Here is a 17,715-nt window from a genome sequence, read left to right as displayed (position 1 = left end):
TTCACGCCTTGCGGATGCGCAGCTCGCCGTGGGAGCCGACGTGGGCGGTCTGGCCTGGCACGAGGAACGTGGTGGACAGCGGTTCCCTGATCACCGCCGGCCCGTCGATCGCGTCACCGGCGCGCAGGCCGGAGCGCTGGTACTCGTGTGCCGGGAGGTCTTCCCCGGTGAGGTAGCGGATGGTCAGGGTGCGCGTGGGTTCCGGGCGCTCGCCCGCCGGCCGCTCCGGCAGCACCGGGTACTCGACCTTGTCGGCGTGCACGACGGCCTGCACCCGGTAGGTCACGCCCTGCACCGGCAGTGCCTCGAACTTGTTGCCGCTGCGCTCGGCGTAGGCCTCGTGGAAGTTGGCCACCATCCGCTCGACGCCCTCGGCGGTGATCTCGCCCGCGGGCACCGCGATGAACGGTGTCTCCCAGGTCTGGCCCGCCAGCCGCCCGTCGAAGCTGCGGACGAAGGTGACCTTGCCGCGGTCCTTCTCCTTCAGGCGTTCGGACAGGCGCTGTTCCATCGAGCGGTAGACCTTGTCGATCGACTCGGCGGCCTCGGCGGTGAGCAGCGTGTAGGCGCTGCGGCTGTCGGCGTAGACGAGGTCGGTGCTGACCAGCCCCAGCGCGGAGAACAGACCGGGGTGCGGCGGCACGATCACCTCGGCGGCGTGCACCAGGTCGAGCACGGCGGGCAGCAGCATCGGACCCGCGGCGCCGTAGGCGACCAGGCTGTAGTCTCGCGGGTCGACACCGTGCTGGATCGCGATGTTGGTGACGCCCTCGGCGATGTTGTTGATGCCGATGTTGAACGCGTAGGACACGCGCTGCTCGAACGACAGCTTCGTGTCCAGCGCCTCGAAGGCCCGCCGGGACAGCTCCGGATCGAGCTTCATCCGTCCGCCCGCGAAGCCGTCCGGGTCGATGATCCCCATGAGCAGACAGGTGTCGGTGGTCGTGGGCTGCGTGCCGCCGATGCCGTAGCAGGCCGGTCCCGGATCGGCGCCCGCGCTGCCCGGCCCGACCTTCAGCTCGCCCGCCGCGTTGATCGTGACGAGGCTGCCGCCGCCCGCGCCGATGCTGGAGATCTCGTTGGACAGCGCGTTGACGATGAGGTCGTGTTCCAGCTCGAACGTGGTGTTCACGAACGGTTTGCCGTCGGTGACCATGCTGATGTCGCAGGAGGTGCCGCCCACGTCCGCGCACAACAGGTTCGTGGCACCGATCAGGCCGCCGAAGTGTGCGCTGGAGACGGTGCCCGCGGCCGGGCCGGCGAACACGATCCGGAACGGATGCTCCATCGCGACGTCCGAGCGCACCAGTTGCGCGGCGCAGTCGGCGAAGTTCAGGTCGCCGGCGAACTTCAGGTCGCGCAGCCCGGCGTCGAGGCGACGGGTGTAGTCGCCGTAGATCAGTCGCATGAACACGTCGACCACCGTCGTGGACGCGCGGGCGAACTCCTTGGCCAGCGGGGAAACCTCGCTGGAGATCGACACCGGGACGTCGCCCAGTTCCTCCCGCACCAGCTGCCGCAGGCGCTCCTCGTGGTGGTCGTTGACGTAGGCGTTGAGCAGGCAGATCGCCACGCCCTCGACGCCGCAGCGGCGCAGCACCGCGAGTTCGGCGCGGGCCTGGTCCTCGTCGAGCGGGATCAGCACACCGCCGTCGGCGGTCAGCCGCTCCCTGATGCCGCGGCGCAGGTAGCGGGGCACCAGCGGCCGGTCGGCGTCGCCGTAGGAGCGGCGCCACGCCGGGTTCATCAGGCCCTCGACCGGCCGCCACGTGCGCCCGACGTCGAGGATGTCGCGGTGGCCCTCGGTGGTCAGGAACGCGATCTTGGGCAACCTGCGGGTGATCACGGCGTTGAGGCCGTGGGTGCTGGCGTGGTTGAAGACCTCGGCGGCCTCGACGCCGATCTCCTCGGCCCCCTTGAGCACGCCGCGTTCGGTGGTGCGCACGTCCGTGGCGACCTTGACGGTCTTGATCCGGCCGTCCTCGATGGCCACGACGTCCGTGAACGTCCCGCCGACATCGACTCCGATCATGGTGGCTTCTCCTCTCTCAGTTCACGTCGAGGCCGTCGGAGGCCAGCACGATCGGGCCGAGCAGCGGGCCCGGCTCGCGGGCGACCGACTCGAGCGTCTTCTGGTGTTTCACGACGACGAACCAGCCGCCTTCGGACAACACCGGGTAGCGCCGGAAGTCGGCGGCGGTGCTGCCGGGGAAGTCGCGGGCGAGGTCCACACCCAGTGCGCGCAGGTCCTCTTCGGAAACTTCCTCCCGCGGCACGGAAAGGCCTTGCGGAGCAGGGGACTTCACATCACTCACGGGCCATCACTCCAGTGTGCTGCCGGTGGATTTGTTTCGTGTACCAGTCGGTCTACGAAACGGTGACGGGAAGCACTCTAAGGCGCGTGCCGGAGCCTGACAAGCCCGGACCGGGTGAGGTTCGTGCGATCGGTGTGGACGTTCCGTGCGGGTCGGCGCGCGACGAGGCGCAAGCGGAATAGGCTCTGGAGCCATGCCAAGACCACCAGGGCACGGGCCGGGTTACGAGATCAAGCGGCAGGAGATCATCGACCAGGCGGCGCGACTGTTCGCCAAGCAGGGTTACGCGGCCACCGGGATCGCCGAGATCGGTCAGGTCGCCGGCCTGGCCAAGGGCGCGTTGTACTACTACATCGGGTCCAAGGAGAACCTGCTCGTCGAGATCCAGAACCGCGTCCTGAACCCGTTGCTGACGGCCGCCCGGCGGATCGCGGCCCTGGACGAGGACCCGGTCCTGCGCCTGCGCCTGCTGTCCCAGACCCTGCTGGAGCTCATTCTGGCGCGGCTGGACCACATCTGGGTCTACGAACACGACTACCGGCACCTGCGTGGCGCGAACCGCACCCGGCTGCTCCGCCAGCGGCACGAGTTCGAAAAGATCGTGCGGGAGCTGCTCGTGGAGGCGATGGAGTCGGGTGCGTTCCGCAAGATGGACGCGCGGCTGGCGATGCTGCAGTTCCTCAACATGCACAACCACACCTACCAGTGGGCCAAACCCGGCGGTGAGTGGGACGCGGAGTTCCTGTCCCGGGAGTACTGCGCCACGCTGATCTCCGGCTTCCGCAGCCCGTCCTACGACGCCGGCGACCTCGACGAGCGGGTGCGGCGGTTCCGGGAGCGCGAGCAGGGCTGACCGCGTCAGCCGAGCACGGACTTCCGCACGGCGGCGGCGATCCGCTCCCGGTCCGGGAGCCACTCGCGCTCCAGCGACGGCGCGTAGGGCGCGGGGGTGTGGGCGGCGCCGACCCGCAGGACCGGCGCGTCGAGCGTCCAGAACCCGCGCGAGGCCGCGACGGCGGCCAGTTCCGCGCCGACCCCGAAAGGCTCCACCGCCTGGTGCGCGATCACCAGCCTGCCGGTCTTGGCCAGTGACCGCAGCACCGTCTCGGTGTCCAGCGGCGCGATCGTGCGCAGGTCGATCACCTCGACGCTGATCCCGTCCCGCGCGAGGTCCTCGGCCACCGCGGCACAGTCGTGTACCAGCTTCGAGTACGACACCAGCGTCACGTCGGTGCCCTCGCGCCGGATCGCCGCCTTGCCCAGCGGCACCAGGTGGCCGGGGTGCGGCCGTGGGCCCTTGCGCCCGTAGAGCAGCCGGTTCTCCACGAACACCACCGGGTTCGGATCGCGGATGGCGGCCCGCAGCAGGCCGTAGGTGTCCGCCGGGGTCGAGGGCATCACCACGGTGAGCCCGGGGATGTGCGCGAGCATCGCCTCCAGGCTCTGGGAGTGCTGGCTGCCCGACGACTTGCCCGCGCCGAACTGGGTGCGCACCACCAGCGGCATGGTCACCGCACCGCCGGTCATGAACCGCAGCTTCGCGGCCTGGTTCATCAGCTGGTCCAGGCACACGCCGAGGAAGTCGAAGTACATCAGCTCCACCACGGGGCGCAGCCCGGCCATGGCGGACCCCACGCCCGCACCGATGATGGCGCTCTCCGAGATCGGGGTGTCCCGCACGCGGCCCGGATAGGCCTGCGCGAGCCCGCGCGTGAGACCGAAGACGTTGCCGCCCGCGCCGACGTCGATCCCGGCCAGGAACACGTCCTCGTCGGCCGCCAGCTCGTGTTCGAGCGCCTCCCGGACGGCGTCCATGGTGCGGAAGACCTCGCCGTCCGGTTCGGGCGGCTCCGGGACCGGCTCGCGGGGCACGCCCACGAAATGGTGCAGGGTCTCCGGTGCCGGCTCGTCCGCGGCCTGCGCCTGCTCGACCGCGGCGTCGATCACCGCGTCGACCTCGCGGTCGATCTCGGCAACCCGGTCCGGGTCCAGCCGGGCGGCGAGCACCGTCAACGGGTCGCGCGTCTTCCACTCCGTGAGTTCGGCCGGCTCGCGGTAGCGCTCCGGGTCGCCCTCGTAGTGCCCGTGCCAGCGGTAGGTTTCGGCCTCCACCAGCACCGGTCCCGCGCCCGCCCGCAGGCCGCGCACCAGGTCGCCCACGGTGTTCGCCACCGCGACCACATCGTTGCCGTCGACGTGGGCGAAGTCGATTCCGTACCCGCGGGCGCGGTCGGCCAGCGTCGCGCGGTGCTGGTCCTTGGCCGCGGAGAACTCGGCGTAGTGGTTGTTCTCGCAGAGGAACACGATCGGCAGCTGCCAGACCGCGGCCAGGTTCACCGCTTCGTGGAACATGCCCTGCGCCACCGCGCCGTCGCCGAAGAAGGCGACGACCACGCCGCCGCGGCCGCGCAGCTGCGCCGCCGTCGCCGCGCCGGCCGCGATCGGCAGGCCGGCCGCCACGATGCCGTTGGCGCCGAAGATTCCCTTGCGCGGATCGGCGATGTGCATCGAACCGCCTCGGCCGCGGCACGTCCCGGTGCTGCGCCCCATCAGCTCGGCGAACATGCCGGTGACGTCGAGCCCCTTGGCGATGCAGTGGCCGTGGCCGCGATGGGTGGAGGTGACCACGTCCCGGTCGTCGAGCGGCCAGCAGGCGCCCACGGCCGTGGCCTCCTGGCCGATCGACAGGTGGAGGAACCCGGGGATCCGGTTGACGCGGTAGAGCCGTGAGGCGCGGTCCTCGAACTGGCGGATCAGCCGCATCCGCCGGTACATCTCGGTTTGTGCCACAACGTCGGCGCCGACGTCGCTCGCCTGGGTGGAAGTCATCTCGATCTCGCCCTTGTCCTGCTGGGGTTTCGGCCCGCCCCCTTGACATCTGGCGGGGAACCACGATTCTTGTACCGATTGTTCGAAAAAACAACTCTGACGCGAAGGTGGGTCGGATGCGAGCCTTGCGGTGGCACGGCCGGGGTGATCTACGACTGGACGAGGTGCCCGAGCCGTCCGATCCCGGCCCCGGCGAAGCGCTGGTGGCGGTCACGTACGCGGGCATCTGCGGTACCGACCTGCACGAGCACACCCACGGGCCGAACCTGATCAGGACGGAACCCCACCCGCTGACCGGACTGCGCCCGCCGGTGACCCTCGGCCACGAGTTCAGCGGCCGGGTCGTCGCGCTCGGCTCCCCGGTGCCGGGCATCGAACCCGGCACCAGAGTGGCCGTGGACCCCTGTCTGCGCTGCGGCACCTGCCGTTGGTGCCGCCACGGCGAGTACCACATCTGCGCGAAGGGCGGCTCCGTCGGCCTCGCCTCGCCGGGCGCCTTCGCCCCGCTGGTCACCGTGCCCGCCTACGGGCTCGTCCCGGTCCCGGACGGGGTGAGCGACCAGCTCGCGGCACTGGCCGAGCCACTCGCCGTGGGACTGCACGCCGTGCGCCGGGCGGGCGTGCAGCCGGGTGACAACGTCCTGCTCCTCGGCGCGGGCCCGATCGGCATCGCGGTGCTGATGGCGCTCGAACTCGCCGGTGCGGCCGGCATCTACGTCAGCGAACCCGCCCCCGAGCGGGCCAAGCGGGCCGCCGAAATCGGGGCGACCGAGGTCTTCGACCCGGCCGTCACCGACGTGCGGCGCGAGGTGTTCCTGCGCACCGGGCGGATCGGGCCGGACGTCGTCGTGGAGGCCACCGGACGGCCCGAACTCGCCGAGCTCGCGGTGTCCACGGTCCGCCGGGGCGGCCGGGCGGTGCTCGCCGGAATCAGCGGTGGCGCCGCGTCGTTGCCGCTGAAGCAGATCGTGCCGTTCGAGCGGACCGTGCTCGGCACGCTCGGCTACAACTTCGACATCCCCCGCGTGCTCGACCTGGTCGCCGCGGCCCGGTTCGACCCCTCGCCCCTGCTGACCGGGGTGTACCCGCTGTCCCGGGGACTCGACGCGTTCCACGACCTTGGTTCGGGTTCCCATCTGAAGATCCTGCTCGACCCCGAGGAGCACTGAGATGGATTTTGATCTGCCCGCGGAAACCGTTGCGCTGCAACGGATGTGCCGCGACTTCGCGGCGAAGGAGATCGCCCCGTACGCCGCGGAATGGTCCGAACGGTCCCACTTCCCCGTGCAGGTGTTCCGCAAGCTGGGCGAGCTGGGCCTGATGGGCATGCTCGTCGACGAGTCCTACGGCGGCGCCGACGCGGGGTTCGTGTCCTATGTGGCCGTGATGGAAGCGCTCGGCGAGGCGGACCAGTCGGTGGCGTCGGCGTGGAACGCCCACTCCACGATCGCCACCCTGCCGCTGGCGCGGTTCGGGACCGAGGAACAGAAGAAGCGCTGGCTCGTCCCGCTCGCCACGGGCGAGAACCTCGGCGCGTTCGGGCTCACCGAACCCACCGCGGGCTCGGACGCCGCGGGCATCCGCACCACGGCGCGGCGCACCGAGGACGGCTGGGTGCTCAACGGCACCAAGATGTTCATCAGCAACGCCGGCACCGAGATGAGCCTTGGCGTGACCGTGCTGGCCGTCACCGGCACCGACGACAACGGCAAGAAGCGGTACGGCACGTTCTTCGTCCCCGACGGCACCGCCGGTTACGAAAAGGGGCAGCCGCTGCGCAAACTCGGCTGGCACGCGCTGGACACCCGCGAGCTGGTGTTCACCGACTGCTGGATCCCCGAGGACCACCTGCTGGGTGAGGAGGGCAACGGGCTGCGGCAGTTCCTGGAGGTGCTGGACGCGGGACGGATCAGCGTCGCCGCGTTGTCGCTGTCGCTCGCGCAGGCCGCGCTCGACCTCGCCGTCCGGCACGCGGGTGACCGCGAGCAGTTCGGCCGTCCGATCAACAGGTTCCAGGCCGTCGGCCACAAGCTCGCCGACATGGCCACCGAGGTCGAGGCCGCCCGCTGGCTCGTGTACCGCGCCGCGTGGCTGGGCGACCAGGGCCGCCCGTTCGCCAAGGCCGCGGCCATGGCGAAGCTCTACGCCTCCGAGGTGGCCAACCGCGCCGCCAGCGCCAGCGTGCAGATCCACGGCGGGTACGGGTTCATCCGCGAGTCGGCCATCTCGCGCTTCTACGCCGATGCCAAGATCCTGGAGATCGGCGAGGGCACGAGTGAGGTGCAGCGCAACGTCATCGCCCGGTCCCTCGTCCCCACGGGCAGGGAGCTGCCGCGATGAGCGATGAGGTGCTGGTCGGGGAACAGGACCGGGTCCTGGTCATCACCATCAACCGGCCGCGAGCCCGCAACGCCGTGAACGCCGCGGTCGCCACCGCCGTCAACGCGGCGCTCGAACGGCTGGCCGAGCGCGACGACCTGCTCGCCGGTGTGCTGACCGGCGCCGGCGGCACGTTCTGCGCGGGGATGGACCTCAAGGCCTACCTGCGCGGTGAGACCGTCGTGCTGCCGGGACTCGGCCTGGCGGGGCTGACGCAGCGCCGCCTGGCGAAACCGATGATCGCCGCGGTCGAGGGGTACGCGCTGGCAGGCGGGTGCGAGCTCGCGCTGGCCTGCGACCTGATCGTCGCGGCGGACAACGCGTGGTTCGGCATCCCCGAGGTCAAGCGCGGGCTGGTGGCCGCCGCGGGCGGGCTGCTGCGGCTGCCCTCGCGCATGCCCTACCAGCTGGCCATGGAATACGCGCTCACCGGTGACCCGTTCGACGCGACGGTGGCGCACCGCCACGGCATGGTCAACCGCCTCACCGAGCCCGGCGGCGCTCTCGACGCGGCGATGGCGCTCGCGCGCCGGATCATCGCCAACGCGCCGTTGGCCGTGCGCGCGTCCAAGGCGGTCGTCAGCCTCGCGCCGGGCTGGAGCGCCGACGAGGCCTTCGACCGGCAGGAGGAGCTGGTGCGGCCGGTGTTCGCGTCCGAGGACGCCAGGGAAGGCGCCCGGGCTTTCGCGGAGAAGCGGGATCCGGTGTGGCGGGACGCCTGACCGCGGTGGCCCGGTTCAGCCGATCGCGGCTATCGTTCGTCGGCGTCGAGCCGGGCCAGCGCGGCGCTGAGGAAGGCGTCCCGGCGTTCCCCCAGAACGCCGGCGTCGAGGTCCGGCCGGCCCTGGTCACGCAGGACCGGGACGCAGAACGCCATGTCGGCCAGGGTGCAGGTCGCCGCCACGACGTCCCAGTAGGCGAGCCGGTCCGCCCGTCGCCCGGCGGCCCGCTGCCAGCCTTCGAGCACGTGGCCGGCGGCGGGGAGCCCGAACATCAGGGCCGCGTCGAAGCGCGCCCCGCCCAGGTCGATTCCCGCCGAGCCGGCGCCGGCGCAGTCCCAGTCGACTAGACCGGTGCAGCGGTCGCCGGACCACAGGGTGTTCCCGTGCCACAGGTCGCCGTGGACGAAGACCGTCGGGCCTTCGGGTGCGGGTAGCCGGTCCAGCCGTTCCTCGGCTGCCGTCAGCAGCGCGGTGGTGCCCTTCTCGCGGCGGCGGGCCGCGAAGTCCACATCCGCTATCGAACGGGTCCGCAGCGGCAGAGCGGCCCGAGGCGTCAACGGGACCGCCTGCAGTGCGGCCGCCGCGGCCCCCAGGTCGCGCAGCCGCTCGGCGGAGGCGACCGGCGGGATCTTGCTGTCGCCGGGCAGGACCGTGGTCAGCACCGCCAACGCACCTGCTTCGGCACCGTCGAGGTCCGCGGCGATCAGCCGTGCGGCGGGCAACCGGTGGTCACCGGCAATCCGCAGCGCCGCCACCTCGGTGCCGAACCGCAGGCAATGGTCCGGGTCGTCCGGGTCGCCGAGCCGCAGCACAGCCGCCTCGGCGCGACCGGCCGGTTCGAACCTCAACAGCCACGGGTTCGCGTCCTCCCGCAAGCCGGCGACAGCGGCCACCCGGACGCCGCCTCCCACCGCGCCGGCCGCCCAGCGCAGGGTTTCCTCGGACAGCTCTGACATCGCGATCACGACCCCGCGTCATCCGGTGAGCACCGGCCGAACTGAGGTGGCACAGACTAACGCGCGAACCGGCGTCGTGGGCCCGCCCGCTCGTGACGGCGGTTCAGTGCACCCGTACGCCTGCCTGCCAGACCTCGGCGACCTCTCGAAGCGCCCGGATGTCGGCGAGGGGATTCTGGTCCAGCACGAGGAAGTCGGCGGTCCTGCCCGCTTCGATGGTGCCGACCTTGTGCGCCGCGCCGACTGTGGCGGCGGCGTTGACGGTGGCTGCGCGCAGGGCGTCCAGTGTGCTCAGTCCCAGTCCGACCATGAGTTCCAGCTCGCGCACGAGGCCGGTCAGCTCGCCGGCTTGTTCGATGCCGAGGTCGTGGGGGCCGCGGCGGGGCAGGTTGTCCACTCCGGCGCAGACGGTTCCGCCCAGCTCGGCCACCGCGGCGAAGAGCTCGTGGTGCCCTTCCCGGGTCGCCTCGGCGTTGGCCGCCATCCAGTCCGGAAGTCCTTGTGCCGCAAGGCTTTCCGGGGTCCAGGTGGCGGTGACGACGAGGGTCGGGCAGAAGGTCAGGCCGTCCCGGACGAAGATCTTCGCCAGCTCGGGCGAACACGCGAAAGCGTGCTCGATGGTGTCGGCCCCGCACTCGATCGCCATCCGGACCGCCTCGTCACCCATGGCGTGCACCGCGACGGGACGGTCCCAGGCGTGGGCTTCGGTGATGGCGGCTTCGAGTTCCTCCCGGCGCATGGTCAGTGTGGTCACCGGCCCGGGGTAGGGGATGCCGCCGGTGAGCAGGAGTTTGATCTGGTCGGCGTCGGCGAAGACGCGTTCCCGGACGTGGCGCCGGACGTTGTCCACTCCCGCTTCGAGGCTGGACCACTGCACGTCGCCGCTGGCGTAGACGCGGGGACCGCGGACGACGCCGGAGGCGATCAGGTCGCGCAGGAGGAGGTCCGTGCCGTCCTGTTCGCCGAGCGACCGGACCGAGGTGACGCCGTGCCGGAGGTTGTCCTGTGCCTTCGCGATGCACCGCGCCATCTGGTGGCGGGGGTCGGCGGCCTGCGCGAGCCCGTCGTGGGGCGGCACGAGGCCGCCGAGATGGACGTGCGCGTCCCACAGCCCGGGCATCAGGTAGCGGCCTCGAAGGTCGTGCCGGGTCGCACTGCGCGCGATTTCGAGGTCGCCCACGCCGACGATCACGTCCCCGTTGACCTCGACGGTGGCGCCGGCCAGGACGGCTTCGGTCTCGGTGGCCCCGGGCACGCAGGTCACGACCGTGCCACCGGTGAAGTAGACCGACTCCACATCGCTCCTTCTCGCGCGTCCCGGCCGTTGACCGGTCCGATCTTAACGGACCGCCGCCGCGCGGGCTGGCGGTCCTAAGTGGACGCCTCGTAGAAGCGGTACTCGGCGTAGTAGGGAACGGCCTGCAGCGCACCCTCGGTGCACTGGCCCGCCGGCGCGACGCCGCCGTTGGTGTTCAGCCGCTGGATGTAGTCCACGCTTCCGAACAGCCCGGTGCCGCGGTTGGCGGTCGACTTGAGCAGCAGCTGCGGTACGGCGCCGGTGACGGGCACGCTCGCCACCGCGGTGCCGGTGACGGCGCTGCCGTCGGCGGGGGAGATCCACTGCGGTCCCTTGGTGTGCAGCACCACGGTGCCACCGGAACGCAGCACCGCGGCGGGTTCCAGCAGTGCCCACGCCCCGCCGGCGCAGGTGTAGACCTGGGCACCCTGCTCGACCCGCGCGGTCAGGACGAGGTCCTGGCCGTCGGGGACGCGCAGTTCGCCGGGTACCGGGGTCGTGGTGCTGCTGACGGTCCGCGGCAGCTCGCTCGCCGGCTCGGCGGGAGCGGCGCTCGCGGTGGACGCGGTCACCAGCCCGGCGGCGAGCAGGGCGACGACCGGCAGTGCGTTTCTCATGCGGTTACCTCCGAAATCGGCTCGTGCACCCTGCGATACGGCACTGCCGGGGGAGGAGACTCACCGCCCGAGGCATTCGGGCGCGCCGTGTGCACCTTCAGGCAAGGACACGGCGAACGGAACCGCCACTGTGGACGCTCAACCGTGCTGGGCGGTGGCCAGGAAGGCGGTCACCGCCGGGTCGGTTTCGGCGGCGCGGTGCAGGAGGTGGAAGCCGACGGTGAGGCCGGGTTCGGTGAGCGGCCGGTACACGACGTCCGGCACGGCCGCCCCGTCCACCCCGGCCGGGACCACGGCGAGGCCCACCCCTGCCGCGACCAGCGCGAGCACGCTCAGCGTGCTGTCCGCGCGAAACCGGGCCGGCGAAGACCACAACTGGCGCAGCCCGTGGAACGCCGGCTCGTCCCGGTCGTCGCCGGTGGCGTACTCGATCAGCTCCGCGCCGGTGAGCTGCCCGGCGCTCAGCGTCTCGTGCCCGGCCAGCGGGTGCCCGGCGGGCAGCGCGACCAGGAACGACACCGAACTGGCCGGGGTCGACGCCAGCCGGGGTTCACCGGCCGGCGCCGCGAGCGCGCTGTAGCCGACATCCAGTTCTCCGGCCAGGATCGCGGCCCGCTGCGTCCGGGGTCCCGCCTCCCGCAGTTCGATCCGGACCAGCGGCCTGGCCTCGTGGAACGCGCGGATCCGGGCGGTCAGGATCCCGCCGAACACCGCCGCGCCCGCCACGCCGATCCGCACACTGCCGGTCTCCCCGCGCAGCGCCGACCGCGCCGCGGCCTGTGCGTGCTCGGCCTGGGCGAGTACCCGCCGGGCCTCGGTCAGGAACGCCCGGCCCGCCGGAGTGAGCCGCGTGCGCCGCGTGCCCCGGTCGAACAGCGGACCGCCCAGTTCGGTCTCCAGGTCGCGGATCTGCATGCTCAGCGTGGGCTGGACCACGTGCAGGCGGCGGGCGGCCCGGCTGAACCCGCCCTCCTCGGCCACGGCGACGAAGTAGCGCAGGTGCCGCAGCTCCACCCCGGCCTCCTATCAGCAGTACTGATCGATGCATCAGTAACAAGTGTTGGAGCCTATCGCCCGGCAGGGCCAGGGTGGAGGTGAGGATTTCCGGACGAACAGGGGTAGCGATGCGGATCGTCACGCTCGAAGAACACTGGTCCGACCCGGCGGTGTCCGCGGCCGGTGCGCCGGCCATGACCGAACTCGTGCCCGGCCACGCGGCGGTGTTCGACGTGAGCGCCGGGATGCCCTACACGGAGCGGCTGGACCTGCTGGCGGACCTCGGCGCCGCCCGGATCGCCGACATGGACCGCAACGGCATCACCACGCAGGTGCTGTCCTGCCTGAACACGTTCCTGCCCGCCGATGTCGCGCCGGCGCTGACCACGGCGGCCAACGACACCGTGGCCGAGGCGGTCAAGGCACACCCGGGCCGGTTCGCCGCCTTCGCCACCCTGCCCACGGCCGTACCCGATGCGGCCGCCGGCGAACTGCGCCGCTGCGTGGGCGAACTGGGCTTCGTCGGCACGATGATCATGGGCCGCACCGACGGCGAGTTCCTCGACCAGCCCCGGTTCGATCCCATCCTGCGCGCCGCGAGCGAGCTGGCCGTGCCGATCTACCTGCATCCGGCCCCGCCGCCGTTGGCGGTCAGCGACGCCAACTACGCCGGCGGGCTCTCGCCCGCGGTGTCCGCGGCCTTCCGGCTGGCCGCGTGGGGCTGGCACCAGGAAACGGCCGTGCACTTCCTGCACCTGGTGCTGGCCGGGGTGCTCGACCGCTACCCGGACCTGCAGTTCGTCCTGGGGCACTGGGGCGAGTTCATCCCGTTCTACCTCGACCGGCTGGACGAGGCCATGCCGCGGCGGCTGACCGGATTGGACCGGACCTTTCGCGAGTACTTCCGGGACAACGTGTTCATCACGCCCAGTGGCATGTTCAGCCAGGCCCAGCTGCGCTACTGCGTGGACACCGTGGGCGTGGACCGGATCATCCACGCCGTCGACTTCCCCATGCTCGGCAACGAGGGCGCGGTGTCGTTCCTCGCCGACTCGGATCTGTCCGAAGAGGACAGAGAAAAGATCGCCCACGGCAACGCCGACAAGCTGCTCGGATTTCGGCTTGGGGATGGCCTCGGACGGGGTGCTGGTCCTAGTCTGGGGTGACTTGAACCACGTCAGGGGGTTGGACGTGCAAAAGGCTGTCTCGATCGTCGCCGCTGTGGTCCTCGCGGTTCTCCTGGTGTCCAGTCCGTCGTCGGCGGCCGAGGGCTCCGATTCGTTGCGGTGGGGGCCGTGCCCCGACCTCGGTACCCCGGCGAACGGGTTGGAATGCGCCACCCTCGCCGTGCCGCTGGACTACCGCCGGCCCGCCGGGCCGACGATCGAAATCGCCGTGTCCCGCCTGCCCAGCACCGATCCGGCCAAGCGGCGGGGGGTGCTGCTGATGAACCCCGGCGGGCCGGGCGGCCCCGGTCTCACGCTGCCCCTCGCGCTGGTCGGCTCCGGCGCTCCGGCGAGCCTGCGTGAGTCCTTCGACCTGATCGGCTTCGATCCACGCGGTGTCGGCCACAGCAGCCCGGTCACCTGTGACCTCCCGGCCGATCGGCTGACCAGCGACCTTCCGCCGTACGCGCGCACCCCGGCGGAGGTCGTCCAGCAGGCCCGGGTGGCGCGGGACACGGCGCACCGGTGCGCCACCTCACCGACCGCCGCCCTGCTGCCCTACATCACCACTGCGAACACGGCCAGGGACATGGACCGCATCCGCGCCGCCCTCGGCGAACCGAAGATCTCGTACTTCGGTCTGTCGTACGGGACCTACCTCGGCTCGGTCTACGCGACCTTGTTCCCGGAGCGGACCGACCGGGTCGTGCTGGACAGCACGCTCGGGCCCACCGGCCTGGACGTGACCGCCGCGCGCCGGTTCGCGCTGGGCTTCCAGGATCGGTTCCCCGACTTCGCGGCGTGGGCGGCCGAGCGTGACAGCACCTACGGGCTGGGCGCGACCCCGGCCGCGGTGACCGCCGAGTACTTCGAGCTGGCGAACCGGCTCGACGAGGTTCCGGTCGGCGGCGTGGACGGGAAACTGTTCCGCCTCACCACGTTCGGCGGGCTGTACAACGACCGGAACTTCCCGGCCCTCGCGCAGCTGTGGCAGGCATTGCAGGCGGGGACGCCACCCACGAACGTGGTGGCAGCCGAGGAACCGGACGTGCAGAACCTGCTGTCCGCCCAGCTCCACGTCGTCTGCAACGACTCCGACTGGCCCGAATCGGTCGCCACCTACCAGCGCGACGTCGCGCACGACCGGATCCGGTTCCCGATGTTCGGCGCGGCCGCGGCCAACATCTGGCCGTGCGCGTTCTGGCCGGCCGACCCGATCGAGCCGCAGGTGCGGATCACCGACCGCGGCCCGTCCGACATCCTGATGGTGCAGAACCTCCGCGATCCCGCGACCCCACTGGCCGGAGCGCTCGAGACGCGCGCCGCGCTCGGGCAGCGGGCCCGGCTCGTCACGGTCGACAACGGCGGGCACGGCGTGTACCTGGGAACGAACACCTGCGCCAACGACGCGGTGACCGACTTCCTCACCCGAGGACAGCGGCCCCCGTTCGACTCCTTCTGCGCCAAGGAGCCCCTGCCCGCCCAACCCGGGGCCGACCTGTCGAACCGGACCCTTGTCCCCGTCCCGTAGCCGCCCACCCTGCCGGGGAGTGGCACCAGGCTCGACCGGGGCGAACGCGCGCATCCGCAGCTACCCCGATCCCGCGCACGCCTTCCGTTGCCTGCAAGACATCGAGGTGTCCCCGACGTGAACGCGGTCGTCGCCGTCGCCTACCACTCCGGGCCCGGAGTCTTGCCGTAGCGCAGCAGGGTTGGGGTGGCTACCAGGACGCCGACTCCCACGACGATGGTGAGCGCTGTTTTGAAGACGGCGCAACCACCGCCGCCGATGACGGCCCCGCCGGTGAGGAAGACGACCAGGCTGGGCGCGGGTAGCCACGCGGCGACGACCACGAGAGCCAGGCCGGCGAGCATGAGCGCGACGCCCAGCACGAGGAGACGTCGAATGGGCCAGGTGTTCGTGCCCGCCAGCACGACGACGCCGACGGCGAACACGAGGAAGACGGTGCCACCGGCCAGTGCCAGCGAGGTGTGGTGCAACGTGGCGGAGAGGAAGGTGCCTGCCAGTCCGACGAACATCCCCAGGACCGCGAACGCTACGACGACACCGAGGAGAGCGGCGGCGAACTGGGCGCGGGAGTGGTGCGGGACGGCCATGCGCTGGGGGCGGTAGGCGGGCAGCGGATCGGGCCGGAACCGGGTTTCCGGGGCCAGGAGGATGGCGGCCGTGGCGATGATGATCAACGCGAGGAACACGAGGTAGGGCACGGTGAGCGCGTGGCCCGCGTGCTGCGCCAGGAGTCCCGCGGCGAGTGCGCCGAAGCCGAGACCGCCCACGTTCGCGGCGGAGGCGGTGAGTTGCGCGCGCCGGACGGGTGCTGTGGGGCGGTGCGCCGCGTGCAGTTCGGTCAGGTAGGCGGTCGCGGTGGATGCGGTGACCCCCACCGAGAGACCGGTGAGGACCCTGGCCACGAACAGGCCGGGCAACTCGGGCCAGCTCAGGAAGACCACCGCGCTCGTGGCGGCGGCGGCCAAGGCGGCGAGCAGCAACGGGCGGCGGCCGTGCAGATCGGAGAGATGACCGGTGAAGAACAGGCTCGCGGCGACTCCGAGGGTGTAGGCGCCGTAGATGAGGGTGATGACGAACGACGAAAAGCCGTCGCGGTGGGCATACAGGCCGTAGAGCGGGCTCGGGACCGTCGAAAAGCCGACGAGGACCAGGAAAGCGAACGTCACGGACCAGTATCCGAACCGATGTCGGCGTGCGCCGAACGGTGCCGTCGCGCCCTTGTCCGGTGTCGTTTCGCGGGTCGTCATCCTGCTCCCGTGTCCTCGCGCGGTCGTGGTGGAACCGACCTTAACGAGACTGGTAACCAGTGGTCAATAATTCGCGTCCGGAGGTGCGGACAGGGGGTGCTTACGATGAACACCATGACCACTTCGGCACGCGGGCACCGGCATCCCGGGCGACCGGCGCAGATCAGCCGGGAGCGGATCGTGGCCGCCGCGCTCGATGGCGGAAACCTCGACACCCTCACGATGCGGGAGCTGGCCGCCCGGCTGGGGGTCACGCACGGGGCGCTGTACCGGTGGGTGCCCAGCCGGGACGCCCTGTTCGACATGATCAGTGAGGTGGTCGTCGACCGTATCCTGCCCGCCGACGAACCGACGGGCGCGAGATGGCGTCCCTGGCTGGCCCGGCTCGCCTGGGCGATGCACGACGAGTTCCTCGCCGTGCCGGGCTACGCGACCCGCGTGGCCCGCCCGCATCGGCACAACCCCGGCTCGTTCGGACGCCTTCGTGAAGCGGTCATCGGTGCGTTCACCGCCGCCGGCGTCGGTGGCGAGCTGGCCGAGCAGAGCTGGTACATCTTCGCCACCTCGACCGTCAGCTGGCTCGCCGCCCAGGAGAGCTCGCTGAACCTCGGGCACAGCGAGCCCCGGTTCGAGTTGTTCCTCGATTCGCTGCTGCGCGGCCTGCCTGCCCGCGCACCCGGAGCGGTCCGGCCGGTCACGCGCCGGCCCTGATCCGCCTACCACGAAGCTCGCCGAACCATGCCCGGGTCCATTCGGAACCCACTGGTCCGTCTCGTGTGGACGGTGCGCGCCGTCCGCGGTGCTGGACCTGACCCGCCGTCCGCCCCGCAACCTCCCTCGAGCCCTGCCCGGACGATCCGGCGTTTGAAAACCAGCGAGTGACGGCTTTTTCGAACGAAGCACGGTCCGGAGCGCGGTCGCCCGCCCAGGCGACGATGCCGTCCGGGCGGACGAGCACGGCGCCGAAGCCGAGGTCGTCCAGCGCCGGGCCGGCCGCGTACCGGATCCGGTCACCGTGGTGCGCCGCCACGTCGCGCAGACACCCGTCAGCGCTGAAGTCGAGGGCGACGCCGCGGCCGTCCCGCATCAGCTCGCCGAGGCGCGTGCCGTCAGCCAGGTGGAAGTCCGGTGCGTTGCGGCCGACCAGCGGCTGCTCGTCGCCGAGGTCGTAGCGAAGCGAGATACCCGACGTGCGCTCGAAGACGTACGTGGTGCCGTCACGGGTTGCCAGCAGGTCACGCACCACGGCCTGGATCGCCCGGGAGTGCGGGTCCGGCCGCATGACCGCCACCTGGGCGCGCGACCAGTCGAGCACCCGCGCGCCGACCGGGCGAAGTGCCCGGCCGACCGCGGACGTACCGGCTCGTCCGCGCCGGTCGTCTGCTCCACGCCCGACGCGGCCAGCAACGCCGGCAGCATCCCGCGGCGGTGGAACGCCTCGACCGGGCCGCCCGACAGCCCGCGCATTCCGAGCGGGAAGTTCCGCCACGGGGAATGCGGCTCCGGCTCCCGTTCGAGGACCAGCACCGAGCAGCCCGCGAGGCCGAGTTCGCAGGCGAGGAACAGACCGACCGGGCCGCTCCCCGCGATCACCACGTCATGCACGACGGATTCCCTTCTCGAAGTACGCCTTGGTACGTCGAGACTCACCGCCGCCGCT

The 17,715-nt window shown here is 71.5% G+C and carries 16 protein-coding genes and 1 pseudogene; 7 read left to right on the top strand and 10 right to left on the bottom strand.

The annotated features are described in order from the left end of the window. Position 1 precedes the first annotated feature (1 nt). Positions 2-2,032, bottom strand: a complete 2,031-nt coding sequence (locus FHX82_RS27945; protein ID WP_145934452.1) for a hydantoinase/oxoprolinase family protein — start codon at positions 2,030-2,032, stop codon at positions 2-4. Positions 2,033-2,048: 16 nt separating this feature from the next. Further along, positions 2,049-2,276: a hypothetical protein gene (locus FHX82_RS27940; protein WP_145934453.1), complete on the bottom strand. Its 228-nt coding sequence runs from the start codon at positions 2,274-2,276 to the stop codon at positions 2,049-2,051. Between the two features lie 232 nt (positions 2,277-2,508). Here FHX82_RS27940 and FHX82_RS27935 point away from each other — a divergent pair, with 232 nt between their 5' ends. Next, complete coding sequence (locus FHX82_RS27935) at positions 2,509-3,168, top strand: TetR/AcrR family transcriptional regulator (protein ID WP_145934454.1); 660 nt, start codon at positions 2,509-2,511, stop codon at positions 3,166-3,168. 5 nt (positions 3,169-3,173) lie between these two features. Here the strand turns inward: FHX82_RS27935 and FHX82_RS27930 are convergent, their stop codons facing one another. Then, complete coding sequence (locus FHX82_RS27930; RefSeq protein WP_145934455.1) at positions 3,174-5,144, bottom strand: alpha-ketoacid dehydrogenase subunit alpha/beta; 1,971 nt, start codon at positions 5,142-5,144, stop codon at positions 3,174-3,176. A gap of 116 nt (positions 5,145-5,260) precedes the next feature. Here FHX82_RS27930 and FHX82_RS27925 point away from each other — a divergent pair, with 116 nt between their 5' ends. From FHX82_RS27925 to FHX82_RS27915, 3 genes are read left to right on the top strand one after another with little or no spacing between them, the layout of a single operon-like run. Further along, positions 5,261-6,313 (top strand): 2,3-butanediol dehydrogenase, encoded by a 1,053-nt coding sequence (locus tag FHX82_RS27925; RefSeq protein WP_221216629.1) that lies wholly within the window; start codon positions 5,261-5,263, stop codon positions 6,311-6,313. A 1-nt stretch (position 6,314) separates the two neighbouring features. Continuing rightward, on the top strand, positions 6,315-7,484 hold the full coding sequence (locus tag FHX82_RS27920) for an acyl-CoA dehydrogenase family protein (protein WP_145934457.1): 1,170 nt from the start codon (positions 6,315-6,317) through the stop codon (positions 7,482-7,484). After that, positions 7,481-8,245 carry a crotonase/enoyl-CoA hydratase family protein gene (locus FHX82_RS27915; protein WP_145934458.1) on the top strand — a complete coding sequence of 255 codons (765 nt, stop codon included), beginning with the start codon at positions 7,481-7,483 and terminating at the stop codon, positions 8,243-8,245. Before FHX82_RS27920 ends, FHX82_RS27915 begins: the two co-directional genes overlap by 4 nt. A 29-nt stretch (positions 8,246-8,274) precedes the next feature. On the opposite strand, the gene FHX82_RS27910 is transcribed toward FHX82_RS27915, so the two are convergent. The 4 genes from FHX82_RS27910 to FHX82_RS27895 all read right to left on the bottom strand — a co-directional run bounded on the left by FHX82_RS27910 (position 8,275) and on the right by FHX82_RS27895 (position 12,129). Then, on the bottom strand, positions 8,275-9,201 hold the full coding sequence (locus tag FHX82_RS27910) for an aminoglycoside phosphotransferase family protein (RefSeq protein ID WP_145934459.1): 927 nt from the start codon (positions 9,199-9,201) through the stop codon (positions 8,275-8,277). Positions 9,202-9,304: 103 nt separating this feature from the next. Next, positions 9,305-10,498: an amidohydrolase family protein gene (locus FHX82_RS27905; protein ID WP_145934460.1), complete on the bottom strand. Its 1,194-nt coding sequence runs from the start codon at positions 10,496-10,498 to the stop codon at positions 9,305-9,307. A gap of 74 nt (positions 10,499-10,572) precedes the next feature. Beyond that, positions 10,573-11,115 carry a DUF3455 domain-containing protein gene (locus FHX82_RS27900; RefSeq protein ID WP_145934461.1) on the bottom strand — a complete coding sequence of 181 codons (543 nt, stop codon included), beginning with the start codon at positions 11,113-11,115 and terminating at the stop codon, positions 10,573-10,575. A gap of 138 nt (positions 11,116-11,253) precedes the next feature. After that, positions 11,254-12,129 carry a LysR family transcriptional regulator gene (locus FHX82_RS27895; RefSeq protein ID WP_145934462.1) on the bottom strand — a complete coding sequence of 292 codons (876 nt, stop codon included), beginning with the start codon at positions 12,127-12,129 and terminating at the stop codon, positions 11,254-11,256. 110 nt (positions 12,130-12,239) lie between these two features. Between FHX82_RS27895 and FHX82_RS27890 the strand changes: the two genes are divergently transcribed. Both FHX82_RS27890 and FHX82_RS27885 read left to right on the top strand, forming a co-directional pair. Next, complete coding sequence (locus FHX82_RS27890; RefSeq protein ID WP_145934463.1) at positions 12,240-13,277, top strand: amidohydrolase family protein; 1,038 nt, start codon at positions 12,240-12,242, stop codon at positions 13,275-13,277. A gap of 25 nt (positions 13,278-13,302) precedes the next feature. Next, a complete protein-coding gene (locus FHX82_RS27885; protein WP_229881125.1) occupies positions 13,303-14,808 on the top strand; it encodes an alpha/beta hydrolase in 1,506 nt (501 codons plus the stop codon). Between the two features lie 140 nt (positions 14,809-14,948). Here the strand turns inward: FHX82_RS27885 and FHX82_RS27880 are convergent, their stop codons facing one another. After that, positions 14,949-15,974: an MFS transporter gene (locus FHX82_RS27880; RefSeq protein WP_183176875.1), complete on the bottom strand. Its 1,026-nt coding sequence runs from the start codon at positions 15,972-15,974 to the stop codon at positions 14,949-14,951. 195 nt (positions 15,975-16,169) lie between these two features. On the opposite strand from FHX82_RS27880, the gene FHX82_RS27875 reads away from it, so the two are divergent. Then, a complete protein-coding gene (locus FHX82_RS27875) occupies positions 16,170-16,766 on the top strand; it encodes a TetR/AcrR family transcriptional regulator (RefSeq protein WP_145933315.1) in 597 nt (198 codons plus the stop codon). Here FHX82_RS27875 and FHX82_RS27870 read toward each other — a convergent pair. Next, on the bottom strand, positions 16,750-17,337 hold the full coding sequence (locus FHX82_RS27870; RefSeq protein ID WP_229881127.1) for an aromatic-ring hydroxylase C-terminal domain-containing protein: 588 nt from the start codon (positions 17,335-17,337) through the stop codon (positions 16,750-16,752). The two genes, FHX82_RS27875 and FHX82_RS27870, sit on opposite strands and share 17 nt — an antisense overlap. Positions 17,338-17,597: 260 nt before the next feature. Next, positions 17,598-17,648: pseudogene (locus FHX82_RS37865) on the bottom strand (hypothetical protein); the annotation flags it as partial. Positions 17,649-17,715: the final 67 nt, after the last annotated feature.

This window comes from Amycolatopsis bartoniae, assembly GCF_014191255.1.
Taxonomy (GTDB): domain Bacteria; phylum Actinomycetota; class Actinomycetes; order Mycobacteriales; family Pseudonocardiaceae; genus Amycolatopsis_E; species Amycolatopsis_E bartoniae.
Note: the sequence above shows the minus strand (reverse complement) of the source record. Positions and strands in the feature narration are given on the sequence as shown.